Below are 12,639 nucleotides of genomic sequence, written 5' to 3'. Positions count from 1 at the left end.
TCCCACGCTCCGCGTGGGAATGCATCCTGTGACGCTCTGCGTCACGACCTTAAAAGCCGACGCGGAGCGTCCAGGTGGGCATTCCCACGCAGAGCGTGGGAACGATCAGCCATAGGCGCTCGCTACCCACAAAAAAGCCCCGACTGATCACTCAGCCGGGGCTTTTTTGTGGGTGCGCTATAACGGCTTAGCCGTTGAACACATCATCCACGCTCTGCAGCGGGTAGTTCTTTGGATACGGCAGGGTAGCCACACCAGTCTCGATCGCGGCCTTGGCCACGGCATCGGAGATCAGGGTGATCAGGCGCTTGTCCATTGGTTTGGGAATGATGTACTCACGACCGAATTCCAGCTTGGCGCCACCGTAGGCGTCGCACACGTCCTGAGGTACCGGCAGCTTGGCCAGCTCACGCAGGGCGTTGGCAGCAGCCACTTTCATTTCTTCGTTGATGCGCTTGGCGCGAACGTCCAGGGCACCACGGAAGATGAACGGGAAGCCCAATACGTTGTTGACCTGGTTCGGGTAGTCCGAACGGCCGGTGGCCATGATCACGTCGCTGCGGGTGGCGTGGGCCAGCTCAGGAGCGATTTCCGGATCCGGGTTGGAGCAGGCGAACACGATAGGGTTCGGCGCCATGGATTTGAGGCCTTCAGCGCTCAGCAGGTTCGGGCCGGACAGACCAACGAACACGTCGGCACCGTCGAGGGCGTCAGCCAGGGTGCGCTTGGAGGACGGGTGGGCGAACATCGCCTTGTACTGGTTCAGGTCGGTACGCTCGGACTGGATCACGCCCTTGCTGTCGACCATGTAGATGTTTTCCAGCTTGGCGCCCATGCTGATGATCAGCTTCATGCAGGAAATGGCTGCGGCACCGGCGCCCAGGCAGACGATTTTCGCCTCGCCCAGGGTTTTGCCAGCGATTTCCAGGGCGTTGATCATGCCGGCTGCGGTAACGATCGCGGTGCCGTGCTGGTCATCGTGGAATACCGGAATGTCGCACTGCTCGATCAGGGCCTTTTCAATCTCGAAGCACTCAGGTGCCTTGATGTCTTCCAGGTTGATGCCACCGAACGTGATGGAAATGCGCTTGACGGTGTCGATGAACGCCTGCGGGCTTTCGGAATCGACTTCGATGTCGAAAACGTCGATGCCGGCAAAGCGCTTGAACAGCACGCCCTTACCTTCCATGACTGGCTTGGAAGCCAATGGGCCGAGGTTACCCAGGCCAAGAATCGCGGTGCCATCGGAAATCACTGCAACCAGGTTGCCTTTGCCGGTGTACTTGTACGCCAGCTCTGGGTCACGGGCGATTTCACGTACGGGTTCGGCAACACCAGGGCTGTAGGCCAGCGACAGGTCGCGGGCTGTGGCAGTGGCTTTGGTGAGCTCTACACTCAGCTTTCCTGGACGAGGATTGGCATGGTATTCGAGAGCGGCAGTTTTCAAATCAGACATATCGGCATTCCGCTTTTACTGTTGGTCGACGGACCGCCGAGGATACGCGTGTCGTAAAGTCCCTACAAGACTGGGCAGTCACAGGTGTCAAGGGCCCTGGGCTACGACTTTTGGCCAAGAGCCACGGGATACAAGGGCTCAACTGTTCACAATCGAAATAAAAAATGTCTACAATTTTTTATTCAAAGCGCCGATTTCAGCATGCCAGGGTCGGTTATTGGCAACAGCCAGCGTGCTTGGCCTTTTTTCAGGCTGCCACGGCGGGCGCGATCCTGCACCCAGCCACGCGCCTCCAGGGTGCGGCCTTGCAGACCATTGAGCATGGCCGTATCGAATTGGCTGATCAACTCGGGCGCAATGCGTAATAACAGTGAACCCTGCAGTTCAATCCAGATTCCGCCGCGATTGCGCTCAACCTTGCTGACCCGACCAGCCACCAGGGCAAACCCGGAGCGCTTGAGATTGGCCACGTTTTGCACCGTCGATTGGCGCCACAGGCCGAGTCGTGCCTGGCGGGCGCTGTTTTCGGCTGCCTGCTGGCAGGCCACCAGGTCGACATTCGGCGCGACGCCCACTTGGTACCCCAGGCCCTCGGCCAGCAGTTGCGCCTCCAGGTTCTCGCCATTGGCGCCGTAGAGGTGAGCCAGGGTGCGCCCATAATGGTCTTTGCCTTCGCGCCCCGGCACCAGGCCGACGCGCCCATCACTGGCCTTGACCAACGCCTGCAGACGCTGGCGCGCGGCGACGGCAAATGGCTCATCAGGGCGGCCCTTCTTGCCGGTTTCCGGCGCGTTGAGGCCGATCATGCGTACGCTGCGACCATCCTTGAGCCGCACCGTGTCGCCATCCACCACACGCTGCACCTCGACCCGGGCGATGGCCGCCGGGGCGGGGCAGAATGCTTGGGCCTGGGCGGTCGCCAACCAAATCCCAGGCACAAAAAAGGCGCCCACAAGGGACGCCTTTTTCAACAGCGGGTAAAAGCCCATAAGGCTCTTGAACCTTACTCTGCTGGAGTAGCAGGCTTCTTGCCGAAAGCACCAAAGCGATCTGCGAAGCGCTGTACGCGGCCGCCGGTGTCCAGAGTTTTCTGCTTACCGGTGTAGAACGGGTGGCACTCGTTGCATACGTCAGTACCCAGTGGCTTGCACAGGTTCGAACGAGTTTCGAACTTGTTGCCGCAGCTGCAGGTAACTACGATGGTTTCGTACGCTGGATGGATATCGGCTTTCATGGCACTTCCTCAGGCTAGCGTGCCGCCACTCGACACTATTGTCGAATACCGCACGTAATTAGGCCGCGGATTCTACCAGACCTTTTTAATCGCGCAAGCGACGGTGATGGCCGAAAACTCCCTTTCATCAGAAATTCCTGGCACTGCGCCGTCAATGTGGGAGCCGGGCTTACCCGCGAAGGCGGTGTGTCAGTCACTGCATTTGTTACTGCACCAGCGCTTTCGCAGGCAAGCCAGCTCCCACAGAAGGCTGAGCCGTCCTGGAGATCCGGTTCCAGTACTGGAGACGTGACAACCCCGGTCTGCTAGGCTCCCGCCCCTGCGCCACCGCTGCCTTAATAGATGAGACTCCTCGCGTGCCCGACGCCATTTTGCGCCTAGCCCTGCCCTCGCCCCTGCGCCGCCTGTTCGATTACCGGGCCCCGCCCGGCGTGTCGCGTGCGCAGTTGCAGCCAGGCATGCGCGTGCGCGTGCCGTTCGGGCGCAGGGAAATGATCGGCATTCTGGTGGAAGTTACCGACCACAGCGAAGTGCCTGCCGAAAAGCTCAAGCCGGCTATTGCCCTGCTCGACGCCACACCGCCGCTGCCGCCCGCGCTGTTCAAGCTGTGCCTGTGGACCGCGCAGTATTACCAACACAGCCTGGGCGATACCTTGAGCTGGGCGCTGCCGGTGCTGCTGCGCCAGGGCGAACTGGCCGAAGCGCGTCAGGAGCGTTTCTGGTCGATGGCGCCCGGCGCACGCCTCGAAGACCCGCGCATCGCTCGCGCCCCGCGCCAGCGTGAGGCCCTGGCCACCTTGGCGCAGCATCCCCACGGCGTGGCCCACCAGCTATTAAGCAAGCTGATGCTGAGCAAAGACAGCCTCGACCTGCTGCTGGCCAAAGGCCTGGTGCAGGTGGAAATCCGCAAGCACGCCCCGGACCCGCGCCACGAACATTGGCTGGCCCAGCCGGAGTTGCCGCTCAACCCCGAGCAACGCGCCGCGTATGAGGCGATTCGCGCCGGTTTCGACAGTTTCCACGCGTTCCTGCTGGCCGGCGTCACCGGCAGTGGCAAGACCGAAGTCTATTTGCAACTGATCCGCGAGACCCTGCAGGCCGGCAAGCAGGCACTGGTGCTGATCCCGGAGATCAACCTGGGCCCGCAGACCGTGGCGCGTTTCGAACAGCGCTTCAATGCCCGTATCGCCCTGGTGCACTCGGCAGTCAATGACCGTGAACGCCTGGAGTCGTGGCTGGCAGCGCGGGACGGCGAGGCCGACATTATTATCGGCACGCGTTCAGCACTGTTCACGCCGATGAAAAACCCCGGGCTGATCATCGTCGACGAGGAGCACGATGGCTCCTATAAACAGCAGGAAGGTTTGCGCTACCACGCCCGCGACCTCGCGCTGGTGCGCGCCCGCCAGGAAGACATCCCGATTGTGCTGGGCTCGGCCACGCCTTCCCTGGAAAGCCTGCATAACGCCTACACCGGCCGTTACGGGCTGCTGCGCTTGAACGAGCGCGCCGGTGGCGCCAAACAACCGCGCTTCCTGCGCCTGGACGTGAAAAGCCGCCCGCTGGACAGCGGGATTTCCGGCCCGATGCAACAGGCGATCGGCCAGACCCTCGCCGCCGGCCAGCAGGTATTGGTGTTTCTCAACCGCCGCGGCTTTGCCCCAACGCTGCTGTGCCATGACTGCGGCTGGATGTCTGGGTGCGAGCGCTGCGATGCGCGCATGACCGTGCACCAGCGCCACGGCGAGTTGCGCTGCCATCACTGCGGCCATGTGGAACGGGTACCGCGCCATTGCCCGCAGTGCGGCAAGGTGGACCTGCGGCCCGTGGGCGCCGGCACCGAACGCGCCGAAGAACGCCTGGGCATTCTGTTCCCGGATTACCCGGTGCTGCGGGTCGACCGCGACAGCACGTCGCGCAAAGACGCCATGAACCAACTGTTCACCACCATCCACAAGGGCCAACCGTGCATCCTGGTGGGCACGCAGATGCTTGCCAAAGGGCATCACTTCCCACGGGTGACCCTCGTGTCGATCCTGGATGCCGATGGCGGGCTGTTCTCCGGCGATTTTCGCGCCAGCGAACGCATGGCGCAGTTGATCGTGCAGGTGGCGGGGCGCGCCGGGCGGGCCGAAGAGCCAGGCCGGGTGATTATCCAGACGCACCTGGCCGACCACCCGCTGCTGATTCAACTGACGGAACAGGGCTACTTTGCCTTCGCCGAACAGGCCTTGAGCGAACGCCGCGCCGCTGGCCTGCCGCCCTTTGCGCACCTGGCGCTGCTGCGTGCCGAGGCCCACAAGCCCGGTCAGGCCGAAGGCTTTCTTGATGAGGCCTGCAGCGCCGCTGAGCGTTTATTGGGCGAGTTGGCCCTCAGCGGCATCGAATTACTCGGCCCGGTGCCAGCGCCCATGGAGCGGCGCGCCGGACGTTATCGCGCTCAGCTACTCTTGCAGGCAACCTCGCGCGCGCCGCTGCATCGGCTATTAAATCGCTGGATGCTTGAGCTGGAGCAACTGCCCAGCGGCCGGCAGGTGCGATGGTCGTTGGATGTAGACCCGGTAGATTTGTATTGAGGGTAATTACGTCATCGCAGGCAAGCCAGCTCCCACATTATGAAATGTGAATACCCTTAATGTGGGAGCGGGCTTGCCCGCGAAGAGGCCCGCAGGTCCGCCATATAGTCTGAACGGTTGGCAAGCCCGCCCTCGCCACGGATAATGCCCAGTTTTTCCACCTGCGCATCGCGCGCCGCCGCTTGCGGTCGAAAGAGAACACCATGAAAGACACCATTCGCCAGCTGATCCAACAAGCCCTCACCCAACTCGTCAACGAAGGTGTGTTGCCTGAAGGCCTGTCGCCGGCGATCCAGGTGGAGAACACCCGCGACAAGACCCATGGCGACTTCGCCAGCAACATCGCGATGATGCTGTCCAAACCGGCCGGCATGAAACCGCGCGACCTGGCCGAAAAAATCATCGCAGCCCTGCCGGCTGACGCCAGTGTCACCAAGGCCGAAATCGCCGGCCCTGGTTTTATCAACTTCTTCCAGAACACCCAGGCCCTGGCGTTGCGCCTGGATGCCGCCCTGGCCGATGCCCGCATCGGTGCTCGCAAGGCCGGCGACAGCCAGCGCGTGGTCATTGACCTTTCGGCGCCGAACCTGGCCAAGGAAATGCACGTGGGCCACCTGCGCTCCACCATCATTGGCGACGGCGTGGCACGGGTGCTGGAGTTTCTCGGCGACACCGTGATCCGCCAGAACCACGTGGGCGACTGGGGTACCCAGTTCGGCATGCTGATGGCCTACCTGCAGGAAAACCCGATCACCAGCAACGAACTGGCCGACCTGGAAAACTTCTACCGTGCCGCCAAAAAGCGGTTCGACGAGTCTGAAGAGTTTGCCGACCGCGCCCGGGGCCTGGTGGTCAAGCTGCAAGCCGGCGACGAAGAGTGCCTGGCGCTGTGGAACCGCTTCCGTGAAATTTCCCTGTCCCACTGCCAGGAAATCTACGAGCTGCTCAACGTGAAACTGACCATGGCCGACGTGATGGGCGAAAGCGCCTATAACGACGACCTGATCAACGTGGTCAACGACCTCAAGGCCAAGGGCCTGCTGGTCGAGAGCAACGGCGCCCAGTGCGTGTTCCTCGAAGAATTCAAGACCGCCGACGGCGAGCCGCTGCCGGTGATCATCGTCAAGGCCGATGGCGGCTACCTCTACGCCACCACTGACCTGGCCGCCGTGCGTTACCGCAGTGGCGTGCTCAAGGCTGACCGTGCGCTGTACTTCGTCGACCAGCGCCAGGCCCTGCACTTCCAGCAGGTGTTCGAAGTGGCGCGCCGCGCTGGTTTCGTCACCCACCCGATGCACATGGAGCACATGGGCTTTGGCACCATGAACGGCGCCGATGGCCGCCCCTTCAAGACCCGCGACGGCGGCACCGTGAAGCTGATCGACCTGCTGACCGAAGCCCAGGAGCGTGCCTACAACCTGGTGAAGGAAAAGAACCCGGAGCTGGCCGAGGCCGACCTGCGCAACATTGCCCGCGTGGTGGGCATTGGCGCGGTGAAATACGCCGACCTGTCCAAGCACCGCACCAGCGACTACAGCTTCAACTTCGACCTGATGCTCAATTTCGAAGGCAACACCGCACCGTACCTGCTGTACGCCTACACCCGCGTGGCCGGGGTATTCCGCAAACTGGGCAAGGACTTCAGCGAAGTCCAAGGCCAGATCGCGCTGGACGCCGCCCATGAACAGGAACTGGCGGCCAAGCTCGCGCAATTTGGCGAAGTGCTCAACAGCGTTGGCGAAAAAGGCACGCCGCACATCCTGTGCACCTATTTGTACGAAGTGGCCGGCCTGTTCTCCAGTTTCTACGAGAACTGCCCGATCCTGACCGCCGACGACGAAGCCCAGAAACAAAGTCGCCTGCGCCTTGCCGCATTGGCTGGACGCACCCTCAAGCAAGGCCTGGAACTCTTGGGCCTGGAAACTCTGGAGCGTATGTAAGTTGGCTGCCAAGAAAAAACCTGCACCCAAGCGCGGCGCCAGCCGCTACCAGGCCCCGGCGAAGCAACCGATTCCGGGTTGGCTGTGGATGGCCATCGGCCTTACGGTCGGCGCATTTATCGTGTTTCTGATGAAGCTGGAGCCCGGCCAGGGCGATGACGTCAAGCGCGTCAAACAGGAGCAGCAAAAGGCCACGAAAATCGCCGAAGCCAACAAGACCGCGCCGAGCCCGACTGCACCGGTAAAGCCCAAGTACGACTTCTACACGCTGCTGCCGGAGTCGGAAGTGATCGTGCCGCCTGACGCCGTGCCGGAAAAAACCCTGCCGACGCCACAGGTGCCGACCACGCCGGTAACCCCAGCAGAAGCGGCGAAAATCGACACCGCGCGCGCCCAGGCCGCGCTGGCCGGCATCACGCCGCCGCCAGCACCGCCCGTGGCAGCCACCAAGGCTGCGCCGGTGACCAAGTTCTTCCTGCAAGCGGGTTCGTTCCCGAAACAGGCGGATGCGGACCGTGTACGCGCACAGATCATTCTGTTGGGCCAGTCGGTATCGGTGGAGTCTGGCACGGTGAAGGACGCGACCTGGTATCGCGTATTGGTGGGGCCGTTCAGCAACCGTGAACAGCTGACCGTGGCGCAAAAGCAATTGGCCGGCGCAGGGTTTAGCAACCTGTTGTTACAACAACGCCAGAGCCGCTGACGCATACCCACTGATCGTTCCCACGCTCCGCGTGGGAACGTGCCCCTTGACGCTTTGCGTCACAGAGCAGGCGCAGAGCGCCCAAGGCGGCATTACCACGCGGAGCGTGGGAACGATCACCACTCGTCCGCCCTGCCTTCCTACGGTTGAAATCCCCCTCGCCACCCCCATATGAGTTTCCATCAGGGCATTTTCGCCCCGCTGCGTGGAGACTCTCCCCTTGACCACCATCGTTTCAGTACGTCGCCACGGCAAAGTTGTCATGGGCGGCGACGGCCAGGTTTCCCTGGGCAACACCGTGATGAAAGGCAACGCCAAGAAAGTGCGCCGCCTGTACCACGGCCAGGTGCTTGCCGGCTTCGCAGGCGCAACCGCCGACGCCTTTACCCTGTTCGAGCGTTTCGAAGGCCAGCTTGAGAAACACCAGGGTCACCTGGTGCGCGCCGCTGTGGAACTAGCCAAAGAATGGCGCACCGACCGCTCCCTCAGCCGCCTGGAGGCCATGCTCGCGGTTGCGAACAAAGACGCTTCCCTGATCATCACTGGCAACGGCGACGTGGTTGAACCCGAGCATGGCCTGATCGCCATGGGTTCCGGCGGCGGCTACGCCCAGGCTGCGGCCAGCGCGCTGTTGAAGAAAACCGACCTGTCGGCCCGTGAAATCGTCGAGACCGCCCTGGGTATCGCTGGCGATATCTGCGTGTTCACCAACCACAACCAGACCATTGAGGAGCAGGACCTCGCCGAGTAAGCCCTGGGCTTATTCAGGCTTGAGGCCGCCAAACACTATGTCCATGACTCCCCGCGAAATCGTCCATGAACTCAATCGCCATATCATCGGCCAGGACGATGCCAAGCGCGCCGTTGCCATTGCGCTGCGTAACCGCTGGCGCCGGATGCAACTGCCGGAAGAACTGCGCGTTGAAGTAACGCCCAAGAACATCCTGATGATCGGCCCCACCGGCGTGGGTAAAACCGAGATCGCCCGGCGCCTGGCCAAACTGGCCAATGCACCGTTCATCAAGGTCGAAGCGACCAAGTTCACCGAAGTCGGCTATGTGGGCCGCGATGTCGAGTCGATCATTCGTGACCTGGCTGACGCCGCCCTGAAGATGCTGCGCGAACAGGAAGTAACCAAGGTCAGCCACCGCGCCGAAGACGCCGCTGAAGAGCGCATCCTCGACGCCCTTTTGCCACCGGCACGCATGGGTTTCAACGAAGACGCCGCACCGGCTACCGATTCCAACACTCGCCAGCTGTTCCGCAAGCGCCTGCGTGAAGGCCAACTGGATGACAAGGAAATCGAGATCGAAGTGGCTGAAGTGTCCGGCGTGGATATTTCTGCCCCGCCTGGCATGGAAGAAATGACCAGCCAGTTGCAGAACCTGTTCGCCAACATGGGCAAGGGCAAGAAGAAAAGCCGCAAGCTCAAGGTGAAAGAGGCGCTCAAGCTGGTGCGCGACGAAGAAGCCGGGCGCCTGGTCAATGAGGAAGAACTCAAGGCCAAGGCCCTGGAAGCGGTCGAGCAACATGGCATCGTGTTTATCGACGAGATCGACAAAGTGGCCAAGCGAGGCAACTCAGGCGGCGTGGATGTGTCCCGCGAAGGCGTGCAGCGCGATTTGCTGCCGCTGATCGAGGGCTGCACGGTCAACACCAAGCTGGGCATGGTCAAGACTGACCACATCCTGTTTATCGCCTCCGGTGCTTTCCACCTGAGCAAGCCCAGCGACCTGGTGCCCGAGCTGCAAGGCCGTTTGCCGATTCGGGTGGAGCTCAAGGCGCTGACGCCGGGCGACTTCGAGCGCATCCTCAGCGAGCCGCATGCCTCGCTCACCGAGCAGTACCGCGAGTTGCTGAAAACCGAAGGGCTGGGTATCGAATTCCAGGCAGACGGGATCAAGCGCCTGGCGGAGATCGCCTGGCAGGTCAACGAGAAGACCGAGAACATCGGTGCCCGTCGCCTGCATACCTTGCTTGAGCGCCTGCTGGAGGAAGTGTCCTTCAGTGCCGGCGACATGGCCGGTGCGCAGAATGGCGAAGCGATCAAGATCGATGCTGATTACGTCAACAGCCACTTGGGCGAATTGGCGCAGAACGAAGACTTGTCTCGTTATATCCTGTAAGCCTCACTCAATGTGAGAGTGGCTTGTGTGGGAGCTGGCTTGCCTGCCTGCGATAGCATCACCTCAGTGTTCCTGAAACACCGAGGTGCCTGCATCGCGGGCAAGCCCAGCTCCCACATTGGTCCCTCTCACATTTTGAGCCGGTTCCTACAGGGTTATCTCCAATGTCGAAATTTCCTACCGCAGTAAACCTGCACAAAACCTCCAACACCCTCGGCCTGACCTACGGGCCGGATGAAACCTACCAGTTGCCCGCCGAATTCCTGCGGGTGCACTCACCTTCCGCCGAGGTCCAGGGCCACGGCAAACCCATCCTGCAATTCGGCAAGCTCAACGTCCGGTTGATCAAGCTGGAACCGGCCGGCCAGTACGCACTGAAATTGACCTTCGACGACGGTCATGACAGCGGACTGTTCACCTGGGACTACCTCTATCAATTGGCCGTACGTCAGGAGGCTTTGTGGGCCGACTACCTGGCCGAGCTCAAAGCCGCTGGAAAAACCCGCGATCCGAGTGAGTCGGTCGTGCGGCTGATGCTCTAGCCCAAGGGTCTTGCTGTTTAGAGCGCATTTTCTAATTTCATCTGCTTGAATGCCCTGTCGCGTGGCCAACGATTGGCCCGCTTGCGAAAAAAAATAAACTCGGGTAACCAATGGAGCTGGCAAGTTCCCTGCATTTGACGATGCGGTATCAACGGTCACCCGAGTCGCAGTACCAGGCTGGTGTCGTGTATCGAAATTGGGTGCGCAGCAATCGCCGGTACTCGTCTTTCGGACAATGGAGCGTCGTAGATGAGTAACAAGAATAACGATGACTTGAAACGCCAGGCCTCGGAAAACACCCTGGGGTTGAACCCGATCATCGCGTTACGCAAAAAGGACTTATTGGCCTCGGCCAAGATGGTGCTGACCCAAGCCATCAAGCAACCGTTGCACAGCGTCAAGCACGTCGCCCACTTTGGCGTTGAATTGAAGAATGTGATGTTCGGAAAATCCGCACTGGTGCCCGAGGGCGACGACCGTCGCTTCAACGACCCGGCCTGGAGCCAGAACCCGCTCTACAAACGTTATTTGCAGACTTACCTGGCGTGGCGCAAGGAACTTCACGACTGGATCGACGACAGCAACCTGTCGGCACAAGACATCAGCCGCGGCCACTTCGTGATCAACCTGATGACCGAAGCCATGGCCCCCACCAACAGCGCGGCCAACCCGGCGGCGGTCAAACGCTTCTTTGAAACCGGCGGTAAAAGCCTGCTCGACGGCCTGTCCCACCTGGCCAAGGACATGGTGCATAACGGCGGCATGCCCAGCCAGGTCAACATGGGCGCCTTCGAAGTCGGCAAGACCCTGGGCACCAGCGAAGGCGCGGTGGTGTTTCGCAACGACGTGCTGGAGCTGATCCAGTACAAGCCCATTACCGAGCAGGTGCATGAGCGCCCGCTGCTGGTGGTGCCGCCGCAGATCAACAAATTCTACGTCTTCGACCTGTGCCCGGATAAAAGCCTGGCGCGCTTCTGCCTGCGCAATGGCCAGCAGACCTTTATCGTCAGTTGGCGCAACCCCACCAAGGCCCAGCGCGAATGGGGGCTATCCACCTATATCGAGGCGCTGAAGGAAGCGGTCGATGTGGTCACGGCGATTACCGGCAGCAAAGACGTGAATATGCTCGGCGCCTGCTCCGGCGGCATCACCTGCACCGCGCTGTTGGGCCACTACGCGGCGCTGGGGCAGAAGAAGGTCAACGCCCTGACCCTGCTGGTGAGCGTGCTGGATACCACCTTGGACACCCAGGTGGCGCTGTTTGTGGATGAACAGACGCTGGAAGCGGCCAAGCGCCACTCTTACCAGGCCGGCGTGCTGGAAGGCCGTGACATGGCCAAGGTCTTTGCCTGGATGCGCCCCAACGACCTGATCTGGAACTATTGGGTCAACAACTACCTGCTGGGCAACGAGCCGCCGGTATTCGACATCCTGTTCTGGAACAACGACACCACCCGCTTGCCGGCGGCGTTCCATGGCGACCTGATCGAACTGTTCAAAAACAACCCACTGGTACGCCCCAACGCTCTGGAAGTGTGCGGCACGCCTATCGACCTCAAGCAGGTCACCGCCGATATCTATTCCCTGGCCGGCACCAACGACCACATCACGCCGTGGCAGTCCTGCTACAAGTCAGCGCAGTTGTTCGGTGGCAAGGTCGAGTTTGTGCTGTCCAGCAGTGGGCATATCCAGAGCATCCTCAACCCGCCGGGCAACCCCAAGGCGCGTTACCAGACCAGCGAGGGCCTGGCCGGCAGTGCGCTGGAGTGGCAGGAAGATGCGACCAAGCACACCGATTCGTGGTGGCTGCATTGGCAGGTGTGGCAGGCGGAACGGGCGGGGAAACTGAAAAAAGCCCCGACGACATTAGGCAATAAAACCTATGCCGCCGCCGAAGCGGCGCCGGGTACCTATGTACATGAACGCTAGGCATTCTTGTGATTGAAATGAGATCAGATGTGGGAGCTGGCTTGCCTGCGATAGCAATGGGCCTGCTCACTAATCGCGGCCTGAAAGAATGCCATCGCAGGCAAGCCAGCTCCCACACTGACCGAGTTCCTAC

Annotated in this window: 10 protein-coding genes; 7 read left to right on the top strand and 3 right to left on the bottom strand. The window is 61.3% G+C overall.

The genetic code is table 11. The features are described from left to right. Positions 1-187 precede the first annotated feature (187 nt). The 3 genes from TX24_RS01470 to rpmE form a co-directional block, all read right to left on the bottom strand. Positions 188-1,456 carry a malic enzyme-like NAD(P)-binding protein gene (locus tag TX24_RS01470; RefSeq protein ID WP_003187906.1) on the bottom strand — a complete coding sequence of 423 codons (1,269 nt, stop codon included), beginning with the start codon at positions 1,454-1,456 and terminating at the stop codon, positions 188-190. 182 nt (positions 1,457-1,638) lie between these two features. After that, a complete protein-coding gene (locus tag TX24_RS01465; RefSeq protein ID WP_057709580.1) occupies positions 1,639-2,445 on the bottom strand; it encodes a thermonuclease family protein in 807 nt (268 codons plus the stop codon). Positions 2,446-2,459: 14 nt separating this feature from the next. Next, positions 2,460-2,690 (bottom strand): 50S ribosomal protein L31, encoded by a 231-nt coding sequence (gene rpmE / locus TX24_RS01460; RefSeq protein ID WP_003187904.1) that lies wholly within the window; start codon positions 2,688-2,690, stop codon positions 2,460-2,462. Between the two features lie 356 nt (positions 2,691-3,046). Between rpmE and TX24_RS01455 the strand changes: the two genes are divergently transcribed. From TX24_RS01455 to phaC, 7 genes are all read left to right on the top strand, one after another. Next, positions 3,047-5,266, top strand: a complete 2,220-nt coding sequence (locus TX24_RS01455; RefSeq protein ID WP_057709579.1) for a primosomal protein N' — start codon at positions 3,047-3,049, stop codon at positions 5,264-5,266. A 203-nt stretch (positions 5,267-5,469) separates the two neighbouring features. Further along, complete coding sequence (gene argS / locus TX24_RS01450) at positions 5,470-7,206, top strand: arginine--tRNA ligase (protein ID WP_034134706.1); 1,737 nt, start codon at positions 5,470-5,472, stop codon at positions 7,204-7,206. Position 7,207: 1 nt separating this feature from the next. Beyond that, entirely contained in the window at positions 7,208-7,909 is a 702-nt protein-coding gene (locus TX24_RS01445; RefSeq protein WP_003187899.1) for an SPOR domain-containing protein, read from the top strand. Between the two features lie 220 nt (positions 7,910-8,129). Then, positions 8,130-8,660, top strand: a complete 531-nt coding sequence (gene hslV, locus TX24_RS01440) for an ATP-dependent protease subunit HslV (protein WP_003171209.1) — start codon at positions 8,130-8,132, stop codon at positions 8,658-8,660. Between the two features lie 37 nt (positions 8,661-8,697). Beyond that, complete coding sequence (hslU, locus tag TX24_RS01435) at positions 8,698-10,035, top strand: ATP-dependent protease ATPase subunit HslU (RefSeq protein ID WP_003187898.1); 1,338 nt, start codon at positions 8,698-8,700, stop codon at positions 10,033-10,035. Between the two features lie 164 nt (positions 10,036-10,199). Beyond that, positions 10,200-10,577, top strand: coding sequence for a gamma-butyrobetaine hydroxylase family protein (locus TX24_RS01430; protein WP_003187897.1), 378 nt, complete (start codon positions 10,200-10,202; stop codon positions 10,575-10,577). A gap of 249 nt (positions 10,578-10,826) precedes the next feature. Then, positions 10,827-12,506 carry a class II poly(R)-hydroxyalkanoic acid synthase gene (phaC, locus tag TX24_RS01425; protein WP_057709578.1) on the top strand — a complete coding sequence of 560 codons (1,680 nt, stop codon included), beginning with the start codon at positions 10,827-10,829 and terminating at the stop codon, positions 12,504-12,506. The last annotated feature ends 133 nt before the right edge of the window (positions 12,507-12,639 follow it).

Source organism: Pseudomonas lactis (genome assembly GCF_001439845.1).
Lineage (GTDB): Bacteria > Pseudomonadota > Gammaproteobacteria > Pseudomonadales > Pseudomonadaceae > Aquipseudomonas > Aquipseudomonas lactis.
This window is presented reverse-complemented; position numbering and strand designations above follow the sequence as displayed.